Source organism: Candidatus Methanoperedens nitratireducens (assembly GCF_000685155.1).
GTDB classification, from domain to species: domain Archaea; phylum Halobacteriota; class Methanosarcinia; order Methanosarcinales; family Methanoperedenaceae; genus Methanoperedens; species Methanoperedens nitratireducens.
The window spans coordinates 33,811-57,517 of record NZ_JMIY01000002.1 but is presented as its reverse complement, the minus strand read 5'-3'; the positions used below and the strand labels follow the sequence as shown (position 1 = coordinate 57,517).

At 42.7% G+C, this 23,707-nt stretch carries 24 protein-coding genes; 8 read left to right on the top strand and 16 right to left on the bottom strand.

The genetic code is table 11. The features are described 5' to 3' along the window. Positions 1-93 precede the first annotated feature (93 nt). Both ANME2D_RS04070 and ANME2D_RS04065 read right to left on the bottom strand, forming a co-directional pair. Positions 94-2,331 (bottom strand): ATP-binding protein, encoded by a 2,238-nt coding sequence (locus ANME2D_RS04070; RefSeq protein WP_048089337.1) that lies wholly within the window; start codon positions 2,329-2,331, stop codon positions 94-96. Beyond that, positions 2,328-3,260, bottom strand: coding sequence for an AAA family ATPase (locus tag ANME2D_RS04065; protein WP_048089336.1), 933 nt, complete (start codon positions 3,258-3,260; stop codon positions 2,328-2,330). The genes ANME2D_RS04070 and ANME2D_RS04065 overlap by 4 nt, the downstream gene beginning before the upstream one ends. Before the next feature lie 109 nt (positions 3,261-3,369). Between ANME2D_RS04065 and ANME2D_RS04060 the strand changes: the two genes are divergently transcribed. Next, positions 3,370-5,937: a valine--tRNA ligase gene (locus ANME2D_RS04060; protein WP_048089335.1), complete on the top strand. Its 2,568-nt coding sequence runs from the start codon at positions 3,370-3,372 to the stop codon at positions 5,935-5,937. A gap of 9 nt (positions 5,938-5,946) precedes the next feature. Here ANME2D_RS04060 and ANME2D_RS04055 read toward each other — a convergent pair whose 3' ends face one another. Beyond that, positions 5,947-6,285 carry a hypothetical protein gene (locus ANME2D_RS04055; RefSeq protein ID WP_048089334.1) on the bottom strand — a complete coding sequence of 113 codons (339 nt, stop codon included), beginning with the start codon at positions 6,283-6,285 and terminating at the stop codon, positions 5,947-5,949. 197 nt (positions 6,286-6,482) lie between these two features. On the opposite strand from ANME2D_RS04055, the gene ANME2D_RS04050 reads away from it, so the two are divergent. The 4 genes from ANME2D_RS04050 to ANME2D_RS04035 all read left to right on the top strand — a co-directional run bounded on the left by ANME2D_RS04050 (position 6,483) and on the right by ANME2D_RS04035 (position 9,439). Continuing rightward, positions 6,483-7,301: a sulfide-dependent adenosine diphosphate thiazole synthase gene (locus ANME2D_RS04050; protein WP_048089333.1), complete on the top strand. Its 819-nt coding sequence runs from the start codon at positions 6,483-6,485 to the stop codon at positions 7,299-7,301. A 68-nt stretch (positions 7,302-7,369) separates the two neighbouring features. Beyond that, positions 7,370-7,606 carry an SHOCT domain-containing protein gene (locus ANME2D_RS04045; RefSeq protein WP_241763303.1) on the top strand — a complete coding sequence of 79 codons (237 nt, stop codon included), beginning with the start codon at positions 7,370-7,372 and terminating at the stop codon, positions 7,604-7,606. A gap of 120 nt (positions 7,607-7,726) precedes the next feature. Next, entirely contained in the window at positions 7,727-8,515 is a 789-nt protein-coding gene (gene artA / locus ANME2D_RS04040) for an archaeosortase A (protein ID WP_048089331.1), read from the top strand. Positions 8,516-8,566: 51 nt separating this feature from the next. Next, a complete protein-coding gene (locus tag ANME2D_RS04035) occupies positions 8,567-9,439 on the top strand; it encodes a DUF63 family protein (protein WP_048089330.1) in 873 nt (290 codons plus the stop codon). Here ANME2D_RS04035 and twy1 read toward each other — a convergent pair. The 13 genes from twy1 to ANME2D_RS03970 form a co-directional block, all read right to left on the bottom strand. After that, on the bottom strand, positions 9,413-10,333 hold the full coding sequence (twy1, locus tag ANME2D_RS04030) for a 4-demethylwyosine synthase TYW1 (protein ID WP_048089329.1): 921 nt from the start codon (positions 10,331-10,333) through the stop codon (positions 9,413-9,415). The genes ANME2D_RS04035 and twy1 overlap by 27 nt on opposite strands. Positions 10,334-10,556: 223 nt before the next feature. After that, a complete protein-coding gene (locus tag ANME2D_RS04025) occupies positions 10,557-10,829 on the bottom strand; it encodes a DUF504 domain-containing protein (RefSeq protein ID WP_048089328.1) in 273 nt (90 codons plus the stop codon). 6 nt (positions 10,830-10,835) lie between these two features. Continuing rightward, positions 10,836-11,366: a hypothetical protein gene (locus tag ANME2D_RS04020; RefSeq protein WP_048089327.1), complete on the bottom strand. Its 531-nt coding sequence runs from the start codon at positions 11,364-11,366 to the stop codon at positions 10,836-10,838. A gap of 9 nt (positions 11,367-11,375) precedes the next feature. Next, positions 11,376-11,969 carry a hypothetical protein gene (locus tag ANME2D_RS04015; RefSeq protein ID WP_048089326.1) on the bottom strand — a complete coding sequence of 198 codons (594 nt, stop codon included), beginning with the start codon at positions 11,967-11,969 and terminating at the stop codon, positions 11,376-11,378. Continuing rightward, on the bottom strand, positions 11,966-12,448 hold the full coding sequence (locus ANME2D_RS04010; protein WP_048089325.1) for a hypothetical protein: 483 nt from the start codon (positions 12,446-12,448) through the stop codon (positions 11,966-11,968). The genes ANME2D_RS04015 and ANME2D_RS04010 overlap by 4 nt, the downstream gene beginning before the upstream one ends. Before the next feature lie 6 nt (positions 12,449-12,454). After that, on the bottom strand, positions 12,455-12,862 hold the full coding sequence (locus ANME2D_RS04005) for a hypothetical protein (RefSeq protein WP_048089324.1): 408 nt from the start codon (positions 12,860-12,862) through the stop codon (positions 12,455-12,457). Between the two features lie 78 nt (positions 12,863-12,940). Continuing rightward, positions 12,941-13,414 carry a PCYCGC motif-containing (lipo)protein gene (locus tag ANME2D_RS04000; RefSeq protein WP_048089323.1) on the bottom strand — a complete coding sequence of 158 codons (474 nt, stop codon included), beginning with the start codon at positions 13,412-13,414 and terminating at the stop codon, positions 12,941-12,943. 87 nt (positions 13,415-13,501) lie between these two features. After that, positions 13,502-14,425 (bottom strand): hypothetical protein, encoded by a 924-nt coding sequence (locus ANME2D_RS03995; RefSeq protein WP_048089322.1) that lies wholly within the window; start codon positions 14,423-14,425, stop codon positions 13,502-13,504. Continuing rightward, the gene (locus tag ANME2D_RS03990; protein WP_048089321.1) at positions 14,422-14,871 is read right to left on the bottom strand and encodes a cytochrome c-type biogenesis protein; all 450 of its coding nucleotides are present in this window, start codon (positions 14,869-14,871) and stop codon (positions 14,422-14,424) included. Before ANME2D_RS03990 ends, ANME2D_RS03995 begins: the two co-directional genes overlap by 4 nt. A 46-nt stretch (positions 14,872-14,917) precedes the next feature. Next, positions 14,918-16,567 (bottom strand): MSCRAMM family protein, encoded by a 1,650-nt coding sequence (locus ANME2D_RS03985; RefSeq protein WP_048089320.1) that lies wholly within the window; start codon positions 16,565-16,567, stop codon positions 14,918-14,920. Further along, positions 16,567-16,983: a cytochrome c-type biogenesis protein gene (locus ANME2D_RS03980; RefSeq protein WP_048089319.1), complete on the bottom strand. Its 417-nt coding sequence runs from the start codon at positions 16,981-16,983 to the stop codon at positions 16,567-16,569. The genes ANME2D_RS03985 and ANME2D_RS03980 overlap by 1 nt, the downstream gene beginning before the upstream one ends. Beyond that, entirely contained in the window at positions 16,973-18,979 is a 2,007-nt protein-coding gene (locus tag ANME2D_RS03975; protein WP_052368557.1) for a heme lyase CcmF/NrfE family subunit, read from the bottom strand. The genes ANME2D_RS03980 and ANME2D_RS03975 overlap by 11 nt, the downstream gene beginning before the upstream one ends. A 12-nt stretch (positions 18,980-18,991) precedes the next feature. Continuing rightward, complete coding sequence (locus ANME2D_RS03970; protein ID WP_052368556.1) at positions 18,992-19,399, bottom strand: cytochrome c maturation protein CcmE; 408 nt, start codon at positions 19,397-19,399, stop codon at positions 18,992-18,994. 471 nt (positions 19,400-19,870) lie between these two features. On the opposite strand from ANME2D_RS03970, the gene ANME2D_RS03965 reads away from it, so the two are divergent. The 3 genes from ANME2D_RS03965 to ANME2D_RS03955 all read left to right on the top strand — a co-directional run bounded on the left by ANME2D_RS03965 (position 19,871) and on the right by ANME2D_RS03955 (position 23,519). Further along, on the top strand, positions 19,871-20,791 hold the full coding sequence (locus ANME2D_RS03965) for a hypothetical protein (protein WP_048089318.1): 921 nt from the start codon (positions 19,871-19,873) through the stop codon (positions 20,789-20,791). Between the two features lie 558 nt (positions 20,792-21,349). Beyond that, positions 21,350-22,399, top strand: a complete 1,050-nt coding sequence (locus ANME2D_RS03960) for a coiled-coil domain-containing protein (protein ID WP_157833956.1) — start codon at positions 21,350-21,352, stop codon at positions 22,397-22,399. 367 nt (positions 22,400-22,766) lie between these two features. After that, positions 22,767-23,519 carry a hypothetical protein gene (locus ANME2D_RS03955; RefSeq protein WP_157833955.1) on the top strand — a complete coding sequence of 251 codons (753 nt, stop codon included), beginning with the start codon at positions 22,767-22,769 and terminating at the stop codon, positions 23,517-23,519. The last annotated feature ends 188 nt before the right edge of the window (positions 23,520-23,707 follow it).

Sequence of the window (23,707 nt, the reverse complement as noted above, 5' to 3'; positions counted from 1 at the left end):
AACTTAGTAATGAGGCAAAATATTAGGAGCTAAACAGCTCTAAAAAAACCTGAGTAGATACCTTTGATTTTATCTTCACCCTTAAGGGAACAATCAAAAGCCTGAATTATTTTTTTCAATCCACTTTTTCATTAATTCAACTTTGAACTTATAACCTTCATCTGCTTTCTCAATAATCTCTTTCTTTACAAGCGAATTAATCTCTTTTTCATCCCCATCTATCGGCAGATTATTTATAAGCCGTTTAAGATACTTTTTCTCGTTCTCCGAGCATTCCGAGTTCCAGATATAATAGAAATAATTCTCTGCTGAAACCAGTACCTTTTCTATGGCGATATCAACATCCTCCAGCCCTGCTACCCTCCTGCACTGTGAATTTAAATAGTTAACAAGCTCAAAGCATAAAGCCTGCACCAGATAAGGCTGGCAGCTTGTGACATTTATTATCTTATTAACGACCTCTCCTTTTTCCCCGCCCTCGTAATTTAAGCTGAAATCATCAATGGGATTGGTGATCAGTATTCTTGCATCATCCTCTGATAAATAGCCCAGTTTTATCGTTTTGGCGCTTATCAGATAATCCGACCAGTTTAATTTAAGCTCGTTTAATTCTCTACTCCCTGCGATTAACACAACAAAATGCCTTCTATGCTGTATAATATTACGCAGTTGATCGAGCACTTCAACAGACAAAGCGCCTGTGAGTATTGATTCTTCTAATTTTTCATATTCATCGAAGGTAATTAACACTAACATATTCTCTGCGCCGAGCGTTTTTTCAATCTCGTCAAACCAGCCGCCGAGTACCGTAAAAGGATTTTTTTGGAACGACTCAAAAGGCAGGTGCTTTGAGGAAACGCTCCTGTCTCCCAGTGAATTATATATCGATCTTGAAAGGCTGTAGCAGAAAGAAGCAGGGCTTTCTCTCGCTCTGGCATCCTGACAGTCGATATATGCGGAAGCATACTGCTTGCCTAAATGTCCTGGAAGATTGATCAGTACAGATGATTTGCCGACTCTCCTTCGTCCGTATAAGAATAGTGTCGGCTTCTGAGAAATATTTGATAGATTTGATTCGATCTCTCTGATAATGTCCTTCCTACCAACAAATAATCTTGATTTATCCTCAGGTCTCACAGGATTTCCAAAGATATAGGGGTTTGAGATTTCTTGGAATGTATCTTTTTTAAGACATATAAATTTGTTATTTTCTTCTTTTATTATTTGTAACCATTTTTCTGCAACTGAATGGAACTTGTATCCTACAGGACCCTTTGTAGCGATTAACGTTTTCTTGAGTTTATCTATGTCATCTGCCAGAACATTTAAATTTTTAAGTTTATTATAGTCGCTTGTAGAATCTAGATAGCTTTTAGCATCGATAGATATCTCTTCTATATTCCTAACAGCACTGCTAAATTCTTCAGATAAAGAACTTCTGAAAGCAGATATAAAAGAGAGGTTATTTGAGACTTCTGCTATTTCTTCTATAGTTTTGAATCTACTCAAATCCTGAATTGTTATTTCTAAAAGAGCAGAAAATGCTGCTTTTCTTTGTGTTGGTCTTTTAGATGATACAAATTCAACCTCTTTTAATCCTTCATTTCTATTTATATTTACCAACGAAACAAGAAAATTGGTCAAAAATGGAAGAGGCATTACGATAACTTCATCCCAGTAAATGGGTGAATTCCTAAACAGGCTAAATGGTTCATGTCCAAAAATTTTAAAACGCCAGTATTGTACCAACTGAGGAAAAATATAAAAAACTCTAAAATATGAAGCTATAAACGCAATACTCCCTGCAATGCCTCCTGCAATGCCCACTGTAATGCCTAATGCAATGCCCACTGCAATGCCCCATCCAATGCCTCCTGCAATGATCCCTGCAATGCCCACTGCAACGCCCACTGTAATGCCCCCTATAATGCCCCCTGCAATGCCCAATGCAACGTCCACTGCAATGCCCCCTGTAATGCCCAATGCAATGCCTCCTGCAATGCCCCCTGCAATGCCCCATCCAATGCCCACTGCAATGCCCCACCCAATGCCCCACCCAATGCCCCATGCAATGCCCAATGCAATGCCAAATGAAATGAATAATAACAATCCTATCCAGTCAAACTTGTATCCTAAATAAGAGATTATAGTTCCAATAAGTGTATCAATTACAATTGAAATTATAAGACTATAAAAAGATAGTTTAAATAACAATTTTATTTTACTTTTTTTATCCAGATTCTCTATGGACTCAGTAAAAGTAATGGGTTTGAATACGCACTGATATATCTGGTGAAAAGAAACCTTTATTTCATTTTTAGTTATGCTCATTTTGGTCTATTCGCCTTTTCACTGCTATTTAAAGTTACGCCTTTGCTGCCGATCTCTATACTTGTACGCTCTTTGATCCAATTAAAAAGCGACTTGCCCCCTTTTATAATGCCCCGTTCTTTTCTCGCCCATTTATCATCAAAATTTTTAAACTCTTTTTCAATTTTTTTTCTTAATTTCTTCTCATCCCATTTATGTCTCTTATTCTCAAAAACATGATAACAGGCGATTTGCAGGTGGAGTGGATTATTATTGGCAATCTCTTTGATGAACTCGATCTCTTTTTCTGTAAACTCAATACCTTCTCTTTTTGCTGATAAAAATTCGATAGTCTCTTCAGGAGAGAGCAGCCCCAGAGGAACTTCGGAGAAAATATTATATAAAGGTGAAGTAAAATGCCCTTCTATACATAGCGTTTTTAAAGAGTGTAAAGAAGCGGTAACATATGCAATATCACCATTATTTCCAAGACTTCTCATTGTATCAAAGAAATCATTATCAAATTCGGGTCTTTTAATAATCCGTTCAAATTCGTCTATTAGAAGCACAGGCTTATTTTTCTTCCTTAATTCTCTTACTGATTCTGAAAAGACCATCAAATTTTTATTATGACTATTTGATGGATTGATAACTTCTGGATTAAGACCTACTTCTCTAAGGCAGTATCTTAGAAACCCCTCAACTGTTTGGCACTCAGCACCTTGCAGATCAATATACGCGATCTTATAATCATTGCCTAATTTCTCAGGTATTTTTAAGAAAATGTAGTATAGTAAAGAAGATTTTCCAATTTTCCGTTCTCCATAAACATCAGAACTTTGAAGATTCGAGAGCCTGCTGAAGATTGCCCGAAGCTCATTTTTGCGTCCGAAGAACTCATCAGGGTTCTTGATCATCACTCTATTCAGAAATGGATTTTCTACCACCATGCAGGATTGTACTCAACTTTCAAGGTATTAAATATTTTGGAGGTTTATTAGATCGGTAAATCCAAGAACCGATAATTCTATTTATAATGCAGGTTATTTGACCGTGAGTATGGAACTTCCGAAAGAATATAATTATAACGTTATTGAAGAAAAATGGATGAACACATGGCAGGACTCCATGTTCTATTTCGACTGGAACTCACAGGAACCCAGGTTCGTCATAGACACGCCGCCGCCGTACCCGACAGGGAACTTCCATATCGGCAATGCGCTTAACTGGTGCTATATCGATTTTGTGGCGCGCTATAAGAGGATGCGCGGTTACAACGTGATGTTCCCTGAGGGCTGGGACTGCCACGGCCTGCCAACTGAGGTGAAAGTGGAGGAGCTGTACGGCATCACCAAGAGCCAGGTCTCGCGCGAGGAGTTTCGGCGCATGTGCGTTGAGCTTACAACAAAGAACATCGAGCGCATGAGAAAGACCCTGCGGCGCCTGGGATTCTCCATCGACTGGAGCAACGAGTACATAACCATGGAGCCTTCCTATTATGGCAAGACCCAGACATCCTTTGTCAGGATGTATAACAGCGGCAGGGTCTACCAGCAGAACCATCCTGTGAACTGGTGCCCTAGATGCGAGACCGCTATTGCATTCGCAGAGGTAGAATACGATACCCGCTCTACTACTCTTAATTACCTCAACTTTGATCATATCAAGATAGCCACAACAAGACCCGAACTTCTTGCAGCCTGCGTTGCAGTCGCTATTCATCCGGATGATGAGAGATACCATGAGTATGCTGGTACAGAGATCAGAGTACCGATATTTGGCCACAGGGTCAGGGTGATCGCTGATAAGAATGTCGATCCCTCATTCGGTACAGGTGCTGTGATGATATGTACCTTTGGAGATAAGCAGGACGTGAGATGGTGGGTTGAACATAATCTTCCCCTGCGCAAAGCCATCGATAAGACAGGGAGGATGACAGAGCTTGCGGGCAGGTACGCAGGCATGACCACAGAAGAGTGCAAGAGAGCGATAATCGAGGACATGAAGAAAGAGGGAATCCTCTACAGGCAGGAAGAGATCACCCAGAACGTGGGCATGTGCTGGCGGTGCAAGACACCGATCGAGATCCTCTCTGAGAGACAGTGGTTTGTCAAGATCATCTCTGAAGAGATCATGGATACAGCGAATGATATCACCTGGGTTCCTGATTATATGAAAGTCAGGCTTGAGAACTGGACAGGGACTATGGAATGGGACTGGTGCATCTCAAGGCAGAGGATCTTTGCCACTCCTATTCCTGCATGGTACTGCACCCGCTGCGGTACTGTGAAGGTGGCAAAAGAAGAATGGCTGCCGATTGACCCTGCACAGAAAGCGCCGCCAGAGCCCTGTGAATGCGGCTCTACTGAGCTTAAGGGAGAGGATGATGTGCTCGATACCTGGATGGATTCATCCATCTCTGTACTCCATGTTGCAGGCTGGCTGAGTGACCGGCCTCTTCTTCTGCCCACACAGCTTCGGCCGCAGGGTTATGATATCATCCGAACATGGGCTTTTTACACGATATTGCGGTCAAAAGCCCTTCTTGACATAAAGCCCTGGAATACCATCCTGCTCAATGGAATGGTACTTGGCGAAGACGGGCACAAGATGAGCAAATCGCGCAATAACTTCGTTGTACCTGAGGAGGTTATCAGGAAGTACGGCGCAGATGCCTTCAGACAGTGGGCTGCTATAGGGGGCAGTACAGGTTCGGATATCATATTCAGCTGGAAGGATGTGGTTGCAGGCTCAAGGTTCCTGCAGAAGCTCTGGAGCATTGTGCGGTTCTCCCTTCCCCATATCTCAGACCAGCAAGCAGAATTCACTCCCATAGACAGATGGCTCCTGAGCAGGTTGAACAGGCTTGTAAAAGAAACAACAGAGAAGATGGATGCCTATCAGTTTGATGAGACCTTCAAAGCAATCCGTGGATTTGCCTGGGATACCCTGGCAGATAATTATATAGAACTTGTAAAATGGAGGCTGTATGGAGAGGGCGAAGGAAAACAGGCTGCACAGCATACGCTATTTATTACGCTTGATACGCTCTCGCGGCTTCTTGCGCCATTTATACCCTACTTCTCAGAAGAGGTATACTCGCACATAAAGCAGGACAGTATCCATCTCCAGACGTGGCCAGAAGCAGATGAGTCCCTCATAGACGAGGATGCTGAAGCCACAGGTGAACTGATAAAGGATATAACAGGCGCTATCAGGCGCTATAAATCAGAGCACGGTATTGCACTGAATGCGCCACTTCGGGGCATAGAGCTTTACTCATCTATCACGAATGCATCTGATATTGCCGGTGCTGCTAATACCCGGGTTTTGCTCAGAACTGGAGCACCGGATTTTGAGATCGTGCCCACAGAGGTTAAGCCCAACATGAAAGTTCTTGGCAAGAAATACAGGGATAAAGCAAAATCCATAGCTTCTGCCCTGATGAGTGAAGATCCGATAAGAGTAATGGAACAGGCTGGATCAGGCAGCATTACTCTCTCTGTTGAAGGTGAGAGTATTACCCTTGACCCATCGTATCTTATTATTGAAAAGGAGAGGCTCTTAAAAGGAAAGGCAGTCGATGTTCTTGAAGTGGGAAACGCTATAATCGTAATTATGCGTTAATTATCAGGATTATTTTTGTGGATAGATAACCCTGAACCATCCGTAAGCCAGAATAACAAGGAAAACAAGCGCCATTAATTCCAGAAACCCGGATAGTTTATCTATCCAGCCTGTACTTGTGATGTAATTTATGGATAGCAGGAAATCTATGGACTGGTGAGCTGCCAGTGACGCACCTGAGAGAAAGACATATTTCCAGTTCTTTTCCAGAAATTTTTTATTAAGGAAAACCCTGGCTTTAAGAACATCAATATCAGTGTTTTTCCATTTTTGCCAGATACGTACCACAAAATAGAGCCCTGTAAGTGAGAATATAACCGAAGCACCCGTAATTATCGTTTTTTCCATTTCGGGGTGAGATGTTTTTCCATATAAATAAATTTTTTGTTAGTAATGTATGCGTTAATGGCAGGCAAAAGGTACCAGGATGAATTGTGCTTTTGCGTTAGATATATATGTTTTCAGGACAATTTTCCCTTCTGTGTGTTTACTTTCAGGCTCATATTGCCCTGGAAAACCAATTATTCTTAACGTATGGTGAAACTATGACAGATATTAGCGAGATACAGGTCACAAAAACAATAGTAAATGAATTCCTGGATGATTTTATACAGAACATTCTTGATAGCGATGTTGTCGTTGTCGGCTCAGGACCGTGCGGTGTAGCGGCAGCAAAATACGCTGCAGAACTGGGACATAAGACCGTGATGATCGAGAGGAATCTCTATGCCGGCGGCGGGATGTGGCAGGGAGGCTATCTTATGCCCAAGAACACGGTTAGAGCGCCTGCAAATAAGATACTTGAAGAATGTGGAGTAACTCTTAAAGAGGCCGGGGACGGACTGTATGTCTGTGATTCTTTTGATATGGTCTCAAAGATGCTGGCAAGCGCGTGCAGTGCAGGCGTAAAGCTACTCAACTCCACCAACGTGGATGATCTGGTACTCAAGGAAGATCATGTTGAAGGTGTGGTCATTCAGTGGTTCCCAGCAAAGCACATGCCCACATTCATGACATGCATGGACCCTATTGCGATCAGATCAAAAGTGGTAATAGATGCTACAGGCCACGACTCGATCCTTGTCAAACGACTGAGCGAGCAAAGGCAAAAAATACCTGAACCTAAAGGCTGCGGCTCCCTCTGGGTAGATGAGGCAGAGAAACAGACCGTGGAACTCACGCATGAGATATACCCCGGGCTTATAGTGGCAGGCATGGCTGCTACATCAACATACGGTGCACCGCGCATGGGGCCGACCTTCGGTGGAATGCTCCTTGCTGGAAAGAAAGCAGCAGAGCTTGCGCATGAGAAGATCGCCAGGGTTAAAGTCGAGAGTGTGATAAAGGTGGCTGTAAAAGCCTGATCTTTCTATTTTTTAAAACCCTATCTTTTTATATCAGTGAGATTAATTGTAATTAGAGGAGATCAGATATGCAAATTTGGCCAATGCATGACATGATGGGCGGGTTTTGGATATTTGGGATGATTCTTGCGCTGATATTCTGGATACTTGTTATCATCGGGCTTGTGCTGCTCATCAGATATCTATGGGAAGGCAGCACAACCAGAAGAGAACATGAATCTGCGCTTGAGATCCTGAAGAAGAGGTATGCAAGGGGAGAGATAAGTAAAGAAGAATTCGAAGAGAGAAAGAGAGATCTTATATGAGAACTCCCTGTTACCTCAAAGTTATAATAAGGCTTTTCCAAGAAGCTTAATATCAATTAATTATATCTTTACAAAGGGCGTAAAGTATTTATTACATCCATCAATAGAGGATAAAAATCAATGATCGCAGTACTCTGGGTTGCCCTTGGACTTCTGGTTATAGCATCCTTACGCTCAACACCCTACAGGTTCATACTTGCGGGTCTTGGCTGGCTCTTCCTGTCAATCCACTGGTTCTCGAAGCCTCTGGATTATATCGGGATTCAGGATTATTTTAATGCCTTTTTAGTTATTGTAGCTGCGGCAGTATGCCTTTTCATTGCATATATTGCATTTCAGGCAAGAGATGATAATAAAGATATAATTATTCCGCTATCCAGGGCAGCCTCTGTTGGAGGTTTGATCTATTTCCTGTTCGCAGAGGTGGATTTCTTAAACACAGGGATAATATCCGTGGTTACAGACCAGACTGTCTGGGTTATTGAGAGGGTTGGATTTCCTGTTGATAAGGTAGCATGGAACCAGCTTGCAGTTAATGGTCTTGCAGTTGAGATAATCCTTGCATGTACTGCTATTGAGAGCATAGCCTTGTTCACAGGCGTTATCTCAGCCGCAGAGGCGCCATCAGTGCGAAAGTTCAAGGCGTTCATGATCTCAGTGCCGGTTATTTATATCCTCAATCTGCAGAGGTTGCTTTTTACTGCCTCAGCCTACGGGTTTGCATGGTTTGGCACTGCTGAGGAGAGTTTCCATATCTCAGAGCATATCATCACTAAAATCGGCTCGGTAATGGCATTGATACTGGTCTCCTATATGGTTCTTAAAACCCTGCCTGAGATCTCGGATATGATCGATGATACCTGGAAGATCATGAAAGTAAAATTTAACAGGCTGGTGGGATTTAATTGAAAATAATAGTACACTATGACTTTACCCAGCAAGATAAGATTGAGTTCGTCTATGGGTTCTGCGGAGGATGAGCGGTTCAGGATGATGCAGAATCTGATTGATTTCATAAACAAGAATTATATTGAAGGTATCATCAATGATACGAGTTATAACCACTTTGACATGCTGACGTATTTCATTATTTTATTTGCAGGGGTCTATGCTGTTTTAAAATTATTAAATAGATTGAAGATAGAGATTAATGAAACGTTTGTCATTGCCACGATTCCTTATATCATCATGGGATCGGTGTTCAGGGTAATAGAGGATGCTGATATCCTGAATCCTCCTGTTAAATATTTTTTTATCACGCCGCTTATTTATTTTGTAATATTTGCAATATGCTTTAGCATTCTTCTTCTAACGCTGTATCTTGAGAGAACAGGGAGGATAAAAAGTTACATTCACATGTACGCAGGTGCAGGGATAATACTATCTCTTGCAGGTGTTATTATCCTTATCTATAACTCAGATATCGGATTTCCTGAGCCGGATATTCTGTTATATATCTTACTGCCAGCGCTTGCATTGACAGAGTTTATTAAAAGAATATCGCCGGCTATTGGTATGTTCTATCTGCGCAGCAGGGTGTATTCATTTGTGATTTTTTCATTCTTACTTGATTCGCTAACAACATATATCGGTACGGTGCAAGGCTATACTAACAAGCATCCTTTCAGTTCTTTCCTGGCATCCATCTTCGGAACAGGGATTATACTGGTACCTCTATCCTTAATCCTCGTAGTATTGATTATTATGATGCTTGAGAGAGAATCCAGGGGGGATAAAACAATGGATGAGAAGTATATGCTGATACTGACATTGATTGTCCTTGGTCTCTCCATGGGGGCAAGGAATCTACTTGTCATAGCATTCGGGATTTAATGATAGCAGGACAACCCGGCTTGCCTCTGAATCGTCTGTGATGCGATAATCCAGGGCTTCTGCGACCTTTTGCGAAAAATCCATTACCTCCTGATGTGAAGGCATGCTATCCAAAGACAGGCGCTTTCTTGAAAAACCAAGGTGCATGTAGGCCTTTAACTCGACATAATCAGGCTCTGCAGTCTCTATAAGATGCGCAAAACCATCAGGATCTACCATATTTACACCCCTTATCAGGGTAATCCTGATCGCTGTCCTGGCTCTGGAATCCCTCATGACCTCAAGAGACTGATTTATTCTCTCCCAGGTATCATCAAGCGGCCCGCATGCTCTCTTATAGATCTCTTTGTCAGGCGCATTCAGGCTTATATAAAGCTGTGTTGGCCTGATATCCCCTATCACTTCCGGGTTTGTTCCGTTGGTGACTACAAAGGTGGTCATCTCCTTCTTATGGAACTCATCTATAAGCCCTGGAAGATAAGGGTACAGGGTTGGCTCACCTGAGAGCGAAATTGCAACATGTTTTGGCGCAAAGGCTTCTTTCCATTTTGCTTTATCCATAATCTCAGATCCGCCGTAACCCGATACCAGTCTGCGCTGTTCGATAAGAATGCTGTCCACTATATCCTCCGGGGAATCCCATGATTCTGGCGCTTCTGCCTGCACCTCGATAGCACGCCAGCAGTGGAGGCACCTGTGGTTGCATAAAAGAGTCGGGGTCATCTGTATGCAGCGATGTGATGCTATACCGTAGAACCTGGATTTGTAGCAGGATCCTTCATTTCTCAGGCTTTTGTTCAGCCACAGGCATGTTTTTACCGCACTGTGTGTGCCTGCAAGATGATAGCCGTGTTTTTTCAGGAGTTCTCTTGTGGATTCGTATCTTAAGGTCATTATTCTGTGTTTTATCCTCTACTACACTTATTTTCTCTTCATTCATTATATTTATTATTTAAATACCCTGAGCTTCCTATCTAATATGCAAAGGTTTTTTTAGATTATAATTCATTAATAATCATAGCTGGCTATCTGGAAGTTATTCACCTCGTTTACTCCGTGAAGCTGGCTGCTCCCAGGTGCTGCATTTCAGTAGGTGTCGCGCCTGGGTTCATTAATCCTATTTTAGGTCACCCTTTTCTTTCTTTGGGCGCTCAAATACTATCTCGTTATCATAATCTATCCTGATGATCCTGTGGTATGGGATATATACCTCATACGGGTGGCCTTCAATAACCAGAAACGCCCTGTCTATAGCTTTAATTGCGCTTCCTTCCACTACTTTTACGTTGCTAGGCGCTCCCCGGTGGATATAGTACACCCTGCACCTGCTCAAGTCGAATCTCCACTTGATCTCGTTGAGTATAAGCCTTGGGTATTTTGATCTGAGCATGTGGTTTTAGATCAGTTTTATAGATTCTCTCACTATATTTTTCCTGTAAGCTTCATCCGGGTTGTCTATCTGAATCCAGAATACCCTTTTGTCCTTAGCATAGAAGTAATGATACAGACCAAGCTCCGGCAGCCCTGAAACAAAATAAACTTTAATACCTTCTATGGTGCTGTTTGTGGATTCGCTGAACATACCGGTTTTTCCCACACTGCTGTTCATCAATTCAAGAAGCGATGCTGCTTCCTCGCTGTTTTTAGATTCTGATACCCAGAATTTGGCTTTGCTGCCCATACTGCCTCTGTAATCTGCAATGTAGGCGCTCTCAACTTTTACATTCGGACTGTTGCCGTGCAATCTTTTTACCTCTGTCATGGCAACATCCCCTTCTTTGTAGAGAGAAAGGCTCATATCGCCAAGTTTCTCAGGGAACATGCCGTAAGCATTTTTCTCCTGCATTTGAGTATAAAGAAGCACGGTTCCTGCTAATACAGCGATTATGAACAGTGCAAGATACAGTTCGGATTTGTTTTTTCTCATGTATTCCTCCTATATGTCCATCACTGCCTGCTTCACGATAGATAACTGATAATCTGTATCAGGTGAATCAAAAGATATCCAGTAGATCCGTCCCATCCTGTAATTCATTTTGAAATAATAATAGTTGTATACATCGTTTATTTTTATCATGTACACTTCAGGCTTAACGAATTCCATAAAATCTAACTTCACAGGTATTGTGCTATTCGCCATGTCCGCGTCGCTGTGCCTGCCATGCGATTCTGTCTGACCCACATCGCCGGAATATTCATGTTCCTCATGACCTGTAGAGCCTCCCAGCATTGAGTTCATAGAATTGAATGCGTCATTTGCAATGTTATGGTCAGTCGGCTCGGCAACCCACATACGCATGGTACCCTTACTGCCGCTGTACACCGCATAGTACCCCTGTGCAAGAGGTATGTCTCTTAAAGCGTATATATTGGAGATCTCTTGTATAGCAGCACTCTCTGTCTCATACGCCGTCAGGGTCATGTCGCCCAGTCTTTCGGTGAATATGCCTTTTCTGGTCTCTGACAGAAATGAAAAATATAGTATCAATAAAGCGGCCACGATTAAAACTGCATAGATTTCCTTTCTCATTTAACCACCTGTTGAATTGATCTGTCTTTTAAGATTGCTCTTGCAATATAGGCACTCCCTGCCATATTGGCTGATAATCCGATAATGAAGATCACGTTTTTATATTCAGTGAGGAATGATGATGCTGCAAGAATAAAGCCAACTGCAGGCAATAGATCACTCACATGGTGCAGACAGCATGCTACCATTGTTAGTGAAGAGGTAGCCGAGCCTGTTATGCCTACTTTTTCAGAGCCGCATAATCTTTTCTCGGCTGTTATATTTCTGTGATGTCTGAAAAGCCCCATCTGCACGCCAACTGCCAGGGGAATAAGGTATGTGAATATACCGTTGCTGAGTAATACTGAGTATCCGCTCCTTAAAGAGCCCTCTGCCAGTGAAGCAATCGAGATATTGAAAAGTATTACAAGTATCCCGATGCTCGCTCCAAAAACAAAAGGATTTTTAAAAAGCTTTTTGATACCCAGTTTTTCTGACATTTTATCTTACCACCTGAAGATCCTCTCTTTCACATCTGCAACGTCCTGGATCACAAGCTCAAAGCCAGCGCTGTCATCAAATTCAGGGAATCTCAGAGTACCGCTAAAATGATGCCCTCCTATTCCTCCGTCCCATACCTCTGGTTTGATGATATTCCCTTTACTGTCGCGTATAAAAGCTACCTTATCCATCTCATAATCCAGAGAGCCAGAGTGGGTATCCAGGTTAATATTAAAGGCATTATCTCCAAGATACACTGCTACGATTGTTACTCCAGCCTCTGAGTTCTCTCTCTGCTCTGCTGTACCTCCTGTAACCTGTTTTTCATCAGGTGGCTCATCACCTGATAAACATCCGCTGACCGCTGCTGTAATCAGAACCAGCAATGCTATTATAATTCCTGATATCCTCATTTATATACCTCTTTATCTTCTTTATTTTTTTAATGCATGTAATCTACTTGTACTTTACGGTAAGCGTAAAGTATATACCTATGGCGGAAGTGACGTATCTGTTCCAACACCCCTGCCTGAGTATTCATCATCAATGATTTTTCTGACATCTTTTAGTGAATACCCTTTATCAATGAGTTCCTTTGCCTCAAGTGTTATATCATTGCATAACTTGCATTCTGAGGCATGGGGCTCGAAGCTTCCATCCGGCCGTATATAGCAGTCCTTCAGGCTCCCGTGTTTAAGAAGCTTATCTGAGTGCTGCATTCCGGCACAGCCACAGTAGCAGGCAAGGTACATGACCTTATCCTGATTCATCATCGCATAAATGTAAGCTTCTTCAACACGCACAGTTTTTTGAGTGAATTCGGGAAGTCCAATTTTATTTGTGATATTCTCCTGAGGTATCTCATCTATCGCATTAAAACCATTAAATCCGCTGACCAGCACTGTGTACACGAATACCAGGACTGCGACAGCCGCAATGACACTGAACATATATTTAAGTTTCATATTTACCTCTCCTATATAATCACCAGTATTACGAAGCCCATAATGCCGTTGTTTTATCAGTCACGAACCGGTTTGATGAGTCAAGCATCACTTTGCAGGTTGATCTTTGTTTTTTATTTTATCCATCTTAATAAATATCTGGATTGCTTTTTGCCTGTATTCCTCCATTAATCTTCTGTACTCCTCGGATTTCTCAGCTCCTGCATGTTTTTCAAATCCCCGGATCGCCTGGAAGATCCTCCTTTTCTCAAGCTCAAGCTCCTCCAGGGTGTATTCTTTTTTCCTTTTTACAAAGATCCTTTCTTTGAAAAGATAAACAAAACCTATAGAAAATAAAAAGATAAAAATGACCCCGGCATATAGATAGCCTGCCCCTTCAGTGATCTTAATTGGAACATCAACTGTCTCATTGGCTTTTATGTCATTAAAAGCAATTACGTTATACTCATTTCCTTGAAGCTTTAAAGTACTATAAGGCCCCTCAAGATCCAGTCCACCTTTCCTATCAACAAATACTGACAAAGAGGTCGTATTGTACATTGCAGTTTTATTAAATATGTACTCTGAGCCCTGAGGAGGAAGTGTATACGATATCTGCATCTCAAAGTTATCCCCGGGCGCAATGGGTTGCATCGGGTCCATAAGCACAACCCCTTCAAGTTCAACAAGACAGCACTCCATGACCTGGGTTTTTAGGTTTCTCACACCCGGAGGCGTTGATATGGCAAAGAACATATGGTCACCCTCGCTGTAGTAAATCTCAGGGCCATCATTCCTGAATATAATGACCTCAGAGATCTCAATAGAACCGTTCTTCTTTGAAATAAATATGTGATCAACAACGACCCGTATATTGTAACTCTGATTGCCCAGGCTATGCCCATCGATCGGGTTATTTCCAGTACTGTTCTTTCCACTCGTAATACTCTCACTGATCTGAGCAGAAGCAATCCCTATGAGATAAAACAGCGCTACGAATAGCGCAATGGCTTCACTGATAGCGATCCTCACGGTTCCTCCATCTCGGAAACAAATTTCCTGTATTCTTCCTCAAACCGCTGTTCGTATCTCTTTTTATCAGGTATAATATCCGGATTTGGTTTTCTTGTCATCATATACCCTATAAACATTAATATAAGGGTTAATGGTATACCCGCTATCCACAGTGGTACTGGTTTCTCAGGATGCGCCAGGATTCCCCTTCCGTATTCTGCTTGAAGAGCTGAGAATACCTGCTTCTCTGAAAAGCCGTCATTCTTCATCTGAATGATCTCTTTTTTGATCTGTATTGCAGTGGGGCAGTCGCACGTTGATATAACCATAGCGCATTCGCACGGGCATATAAGACCAGAGGTTATATCTTCATCTGTAGCATGAACCGGAAGAATTGCTGGTATTAAAAGAATAAACAGTAAAACCATCCTCAGCATTAATTTTGATTGCTCCATTCTCTTCATTTACAGGGTTGAACAGAGGTATAGATAGGCATGATCACCTATCTACTTACTCATTTTGTTCTATATTCTCTATCCTCTGTTCGATTATGCTCTTCAGTTCATCCCTGTTCTCTCCTTCTTTTTCCCTGTCCAGCAGTTCCTCGAGAATATCTATATCATCTACACGTTCGATTATTTTCTCAAGTACTGGCACAGGCTGCTCGAGGTCAAGGTTTAATGCTCTCTCTTTCAATTGTTTTATAATAAGCATCGCTTTTTCTTTGTATTGTTTTTTAAGCTCTTTGTACTCTTTTTCTGGAATCTCACCGTCGTTGAATCTGTTCTCAAGATTAAGGATTGACTCAAAAGCAGCATTTTTCTCAGCAAGCAACTCATCGAATGACATCTCTATTATATCTTTTCCTGATGCATCCTCTGGAGCAGCATTGAGCTGCGGCTTGCTTTCAGGTGCTTCTTGAGGCACATTCACAGGTACCTGTGCTGAAGGTGATGGCTTGATCGAACGTCTTCTTGTTTTTTGGGTCATCCTGTTTTTGAGGAATGGATACGAGACAGCTCCGACCAGTGCTACTGCTACAAGAGGGATAAGGTAGTTAAAATCCCCTTCTGTTCTTGAGGGAACATAACCTGTTATCTGTGTATCTACTATCTGGTTTCTTGGTATATTCTGTGAGGTCAGGACTTCGAACTCTCTCCCTTCACTTGGAACTATTTGCTTTTTAGCATATGTGCTTTCAATCCCGAAACCGTTATTTCTTTCAGAAAGCAGGGTGAAATATGATGTGTTGTATATCATCTCTTTGGTAAATACTGCCTCGGATGAATCCGGGCTCAGGATGTATGAGATCTCAGCACCGTATGTCTCACCAGGCAAAAGCGGCTTCATAGGATCTATCCATGCTGCATTCTTCTCCCTTACAAGACAGCATTCCATGACATCTGTCTGGAACCTTGTTATGCCCTCTGGTGTTGAAATGCCAAGCCATGTACGGTCTTTACTGAAGAAAACCTTATCCCCGGTATTCATGAATTCAACGTACTCATCAACTTTTATTCCAGTTGGTACACGGGAGAGGACTATGTGGTCTATCTTTACGCTGATTATATCCCTTTCTTCTGTAGTGTCATAAACTGTAAAATCAACGCTCTCTGAGGCATTTACAAGCTCTGTGTACGGGACATCCTCATACGTGGCCTCGACAATGTAGGTCCTGCCTGCGTTAACATTATTAAACAAGTATTTCCCGCTCTCATTAGTAAAAGTGTTCATTACCTCAATGCCTTTTATATCGAGAAGGCGAAGCGGTATTCCTTCAAGTGTATTATTTGCCTTCATGACAGATCCCTCTATTTTCTCTGAGAGATTGAAATCCATAACAGCCTTATCTCTTAAGATCACATGTTCCCCGAATATAGAGCCATTATAAGTTACATTGACTCTATATTCATCATCTTTAAGGTCACTGAACACATAATTCCCGTCTTTATCTGTTGCTGTGTCGGCTAATGGCACAAAGTTATAGATGATCCCGGTCATGCTCTCTTCGCTCTGTACTGTACCGTTTATCCTGCTCAGCGTTACTGTCTGTCCGGCCAGTTTTTCTCCTCCAGAAGTAACGTTTCCGCTGATCTGTGCTGCTGAAGCAGAGCCGCCCAGTACAGCCAGTATAACAAATAACAGCAATAATTTATTCATTATTTTTCACGCTCCTGCAAGAATTTTTGGTACTCATATTCAAAGATCTCATCCTCATCCATTTTTTTCCTGCTTATCTTATAAACAACAACCCCGCCCACAATGATCCCGGCAGGCAGGGCAAGCCATACTATCCAGTCAAATCCTTCCTTGGGCGGTGTGGCCAGGATCTCTCTCCCGTATTCTGCAGTGAGCCTATCGTATATTTGTTTCTGCGATAGTCCCTGATCAAGCATCGCCCTGACTTTACCTTTCAGTTCAAGAGCGCTCTCACATGAGCAATCGGCGGCGATCATAGTGCACCCTCCCACATCAGGACAGTTCAGGTTTGATGTAATCTCCTCTTCAGTTACGGCTATTACCGGCATTGCCAGTACAGTCATGAAGAACAGTATTGCAATTATTTTATATATCATGTACACTCTCCGTTGTCATTTTTTTCATACTTTCCTTTACATTTATATCAGCAGATAATCTTCTCTGTCTTATGGGTATAACAGTTGATACGCATATCAGGATCCCAAGGATGAGTACATAGAATCCACCGAGCCACATAAGGAACATAACAGGCATTACCTTGATTTTAAGTGTAGCGTGGTCAGGTGTAATAGCCTGGGCTGAGAAATACAGGTCATCCAGACCAATGCGATAGGCCATGGGTTTGACATTAGTATTATCCTGCCTCGCATAATAATACATGAGCGCATTAGCATCGGTCAGAATCAGCTCACCATTCTTATAAACATCAAATAGAGCCGCAGTTACCTGTCTGTTACTTTTCATATACTGGTCTACCCTGGTAAGCTGGAACTCATAGCTACCGACGCTGGATGTGTCGCCGATTCTCATATTAAAGGTCCCTTCTTTCTCATATACTACAGCTCCTGCAGCGCTGACTATTATCATCAGGATCGCAATATGGCACAGGTAACCGCCGAACGTCCTGCGGTTATTCCAGAACGCTTTTGAGAAATTCTTCAGGTATCCTCTATCCTCAAGCTTTTTCTGCCTGTTCACGATCTTGGATACATCTACAAGATGGGTGGCTATTACAAGTACACTGCCTGCGACTACAATCTGGGCATAAAAATCACGTATCCCGAAGACAAATGCAATAGCCGTTACACCTACTGCTGTCGCAAGGGGCATGGTGAAGTTCCTCTGGAGGTGCGATACTGATGCCCTCCTCCAGGCTATAAGAGGACATATGCCCATGAGGAAAAGAAGTGCTATACCAAGCGGCACGTTCACCTGGTTGTAGAAGCTCGGGCCGACCATCACCTTGTAGCCGCGGAAGGCCTCTGAGAGCAGAGGATACGTCGTTCCCCAGAGAACCGAGGCTGTGGATGCCATAAATATCCAGTTATTGTATAGGAAACTTGCTTCCCGTGAAACGAAGGATTCAAAGACTTTCTTGCTCTGTATCGAGTTGTATTTCCACGCCACAAGTATGAGTGTAGCTGCCAGCACCACAATCATATAGTTGATATAATAAGGGGCGGTAGTGGATTCTCCGAATGTATGGACCGAGCTGATTATCCCGCTTCGCGTGAGCAGGGTTCCGTATACCACGAGTTCCCATGTGAGCAGTATAAGCAGGATATTCCAGAACTTCATACCTCCTTTGCGCTCCTGTATCATAGTGCTGTGATAGAATGCTGTCAGGGTGAGCCATGGAAGGAAGGAGGCGTTCTCAACAGGGTCCCATCCCCAGAACCCGCCCCAGTTGAGCACAGTGTATGCCCAGTAGCTCCCGAACATATTGCCCAGGGTTAATCCAAGCCATGCCCACAGTGCCCAGCGTCTTGCACGGTATGTCCATGTATCATCTGCAAGATAGATCCCTGCGATCATGAGTGCAAATGGGATTATTGCCCCGGCATAACCCCAGAAAAGCGTAGTGGGATGGAAGAGCATGCCCGGATCCTGAAGAAGCGGGTTTAAGCCGTTTCCATCCACAGGAATAAAATCAAGCATCCTGAAAGGACGGGACACTGTCAGCATCATGTAGAGGAAATAGGCAAGAGTGACAAGGATGACAGGCATTGCATGTTTTATCAGGTTATCATAGGATTTCCCTCTCACTGCGATCATGGCAATATAGATGGCTATCAGCCATGCCCAGAGCAGTAATGAACCATCGGCCCCGGCCCAGAATGCGGAGATAGTATAGACCATTGGTAGATCAAGACTGCTGTATAGAGCAACATATTCATACTGGAAATTGCGGGTGATGAACAGGTTAAAAAGCCAGATAGATGCGATGGTGAGAAGCACTGCAATTGCGATGATTGCGATCCTGGCACTATCGAAAAGTTCATTTTTCTTTTTCCATATCCCAAAGATGTGTGCAGCAATCGCATATACGCTCAATATCAATGCGATTACTAACGTTGTTTCTCCTAGTTCCATTAGAATTCCTCTTTATGTTTCATCATGGTCACCGTGATCGAGTTCCCCGTATTTTGAAGGGCATTTTGTGATAACCTGGTTTGCCTGGAAAGTGCCGTTTATAAAATAGCCGGTCACCACTGCCGGGATTTCCTCTTTATAATTGCCCGGCATTCCCTCATTCGATACCACTGTGATAGTGGCGCTGTCGTCCCCCAGTTTGAATGTGAGTCTTGCCTTCTCAGGTTCCCATATAGTCGAATTTTTTAATATGGTACCATTTACATTGACAACTTTTCCATCCAGTGAATCTGCCAGCTCGACAAATTCACCTACTTCATAGTAGAATGAGAGGGCGTTGCTGAAACTCAGCGCGCTCAGATAGATTATCGATACTGCTACAACCCCGATACCAAGCATGTTTTTTTGCTTTCTGTTCACTTATGCCACCTCATTTACACTTCATACACGTTATTACCGTTACAATCGATGTAAAGTATATATGTTTACGTTAAGTGTAAAGTAATGGTTGATTAGAAGCTCCTTGATTATTTAGGTTGTGGTTTATAAAATACAAATTAAAGCAATGATTACTTAAAACTTTTAAACCTGGCCTAATATGCAAGAGCCAGCAGGGAATGGGCTTGTCGCTGCGATGGGCTCGTTCACCGAAAACTAGATGTATAAAGTGGATAGAGAATACTATATATAGAAGAAATTAATTTTTAATAGGTATAAAATATAGTAATGTTTATATATCATAAGAGATTACCTAGTTAACAAGGTCAAACGGCCGGGGTATCTTAGTTAAACTTTGACTGAACAGTACAAGCAAGTATAACAGTATAAACAACACACGAGGGGGCGAACATAGTGCGAAAATTACTAATATTGACATTGCTAGTATCTGCCATGGTGGGAATAACATTGCCTGCAATGGCTGGAGTGGTCAAGAATAATGTCGATGAATACAAGAACGTGGATAAGTATGGAAACGTAGATGAACTTAAGAATTCAGACATAGACAGGGTTGAGAGTCCAAACGTGAAGGAGATTGGAAATTCAAACGTAAACGAACGAGAGGACTCAAACGTAGAAGAGCGTGAGAGTTCAAATGTAGAAACGAGTGAGAGTTCAGATGTAGGTGAACATGAGAATTCAAACGTGAAGGAGAATGGGAATTCAAACGTAAATGAGCGTGAGAGTTCAAACGTAGAAACGAGTGAGAGTTCAGATGTAGGTGAACGTGAAAATTCAAACGTAAATGATCATGAAAATTCAAACGTAGAAACGAGTGAGAGTTCAAACGTGAAGGAGAATGGGAATTCAAACGTAAACAAACGTGAGGACTCAAATGTAGAAACGAGTGAGAGTTCAGATGTAGGTGAACGTGAGAGTTCAAACGTGAAGGAGAATGGGAATTCAAACGTAAATGAGCGTGAAAATTCAAACGTAGAAACGAGTGAGAGTTCAGATGTAGGTGAACGTGAGAATTCAAACGTAGAAACAAGTGAGAATTCAAACGTAGAAACGAGTGAGAGTTCAGATGTAGATGAGCCTGGGAATTCAAGCTCAGGAAAATCTGAAAATCCAAATAATGTGGACGAACCTGGAAATTCAAGCTCAGAAAAATCTGAAAATCCAAATAGTGTGGACAAACCTGGGAATTCAAGCATAGATAAGCGTGAGAATCCAAAAGTAGACAAATTTGTAAATTCGAACGTAGACAAGAGTGAGAATTCAAGCGTATACAAATATGAAAATTCAGACGTAGACTATGGTATTTTGACGAAAATTTTAGATAAAATTAAATCTTTAGATAAAATCTTTTGATAATACGAAGAATATCGATATATTAATTCAAAGCACCAGAGTTTATCATGAGAACATAGATGAGCGTGATATAGAAACTGCCTGCATGAGATTGAGCATGTGGATGATCCATATGGAACGAACACCCATGTGAGATCATTATAGGTGTAGCCTCATTACTATAGAAAAAAGAGCAAAAATTTAGAGAAAGGTAAATCTTCCTCTGCTATTCAAGTAGAGGAAGATATATCTCATAAAATTAATTTTTAAATAGTATAAAATATAGTAATGTATATATACCATGAGGAAATTACCTAGTTAACAAGGTCAAGTTAACGGATATGGGGGTATCTTCAGTTAAATCTTGATGGCTTTGATTGAATGAACTCATGAAAGGCCCCGGGTATATATCATGGAATATTACCTTCTATACGCCTATCGGAATCTGTGAGCCGAATGGCCGGGTTCGAGCCCCGGGGGCGCATTGGCCCGGTTTTAATGCCGGGTAGAACAGTACAAGCAAGTAGAACAGTATAAACAGATAGAACAATATAAACAACATACAAGGGGGCGAACATAGTGCGAAAATTACTGATATTGGCATTGCTAGTATCTGCCATGGTGGGAATAACACTGCCTGCAATGGCTGAAGTAGATAATGGTAACGCCAATGGGAACGAGAACGTGGACGAGCATAGAAACGTAGACGAACTTGAGAATTCAGACATAGACAATACTGAGAGTTCAAATGTAGAAACGAGTGAGAATTCAAACGTAGGAGCGAGTGGGAATTCAAATGTAAACGAACGTGAGGACTCAAACGTAGAAACGAGTGAGAGTTCAGATGTAGGTGAAGTTGAGAATTCAAACGTAGAAGAGCGTGAGAACTCAAACGTGGATGAACGTGGGAGTTCACATGTTGATGATCGTGGGAGTTCAAACGTGGATGAGTTCGAACGTGAGACCCTGAGAGGGCGTGTCCAGCGTGAACGCGATATCCTGATCGATCTGGAGCGTGATGTCCTGGATGATCTTGATCTGGAACGTGATGATCTGGACGACAGGGTACGTGAGATCCTGAGGGAGCGTGAGACCCTGAGAGAGCAGGAACTTGATATCCTGATAGAGCGCGAGAGATTCATCGAGCAGCTTGATCTGGACCGTGATGACCTGGATGACAGGGTACGTGAGAGACAGAGAGAGCGGATCGAGAAGGTACGTGATACCCTGAGAGAGCGTGATAGACTGTTCGAGCTGGAGCGTGATATCCTTGATGATCTGGATCGTGATATCCTGAGAGAGCAGGAACTTGATGACCTGATCGATAAGGAACGTGATATCCTGAGACAGCGTGGAAGACTGATCAGACAGGAACGTGGTCTCCTGGGTAATCTCCTGGTTGATCTTGATCGTGATGATCTGATCGATAGCAGGCGTGATTTCCTAAGACTGCGTGATGATCTGGTCGATAGGGAACGTGATATCCTGAAACAGCATGATGATCTGATCGAGCAGCTTGAGGATATGATAGAGCAGATTGAAGACCTGAGCGATAGAGAACGTGATTTCCTGAGACATCGTGAGAGACTATTCGATCGGGAGCATGATCTCCTGGATGATCTTAAATGATCATAAGAAATGATTATCTGAGAACGATGTATGAGGTGGCATGCTTCAGGATAGAACAACAAAGGTTTGGAGGAAGATGAATCTTCCTCTGCTATTTTAGTAACTTCCCATGTTCCGCAGCAAAAATAATCTGAATACCCGGGCTTTTATTTTACATAGACCTGGATTATTCTAAGTGAGTTCTAGCACTCACCGAAAACTAAATGTATCAAGTGGATAGAAAATCATATTTGTAGGAGAAATATTATCTCCAATACGCCTGTCGGGATCTGTGGGCCGATGACCGGGTTCGAACCCGGGGGCGTATTTACCCGGTTAAGTTAAAATCCCGGGTAGAACATAAATAACATGAGAGGGGGTGAAAATAGTGAAAAAAATATTAATATTGGCGTTACTGGTATCTGCTGTATCAGGAATAACACTGCCTGCAATGGCTGACATAAACAACGACGATAACGATAATAACAACCCGACCGTGCGTGTGCGTGTGAGTGATAGATTTGGTGATATAGCACAGGCGCGTGCGAGAACGTTTGAGCAGGAACGTAGTTTCCTGAGCGCACGTGTGGATCGATTCGGGCGTGATTTTGCCAGACTGTCCGAGTTCGAAGAGTTGTCTCTGGACGTAGGGACACGTGGGTTCCTGAGAGAGCGTCGGAGATTGATCGATCAACAGCGCAGTCTTCTGGACGAACATGTGGACGTGTTCGAGCGTGAGCGTACAAGCGTACTAGAGCGTGATATCAGGGAACTGGACATAGAGGAGCGTGTAGGACTGTTCGGGCTGGAACGCGGTTTCCTTGGGCGGCGTGCTGACCTGTTAGAGCGTGAGCGTGGAGTACTATCCGATCGCTTTAGGCTGAACTTGAGGGAACGTGAGAGACTGTTAGAACGCCTGGAACAGCGTGAGAGGCTGGACGTGCGGCAACGTGATCGCCTGGATAGGCTTGTAACCCTGAACGTGCGGGAACTTGATGACCTGTTCGACCAGATCGATCTGGTCGGGCGAGAGCGTATAAGCCTTGTCGAACGTACGGACCTGGTCGATCGTCTGGACCTGATTGATCGTCAGGACTTGTTAGAGCGTCGCATATCCGAGCGTCGCCTGGTCAGACGTTAGAAGTGCATGAGCGCAACCTTGATTAGTCTGATTATAGGAACTGTCCGTATAGCTTGTACATGTGGATTTTAGAGGAAGGTTCGCCTTCCTCTATTCTTTTATTGGCCTTTGTTTCAAAAGCAGATACGATATTTTCGTTCTTAAGTATCCTGTACAAGGGACAGTTTTGTACGGGAATATATTTCATA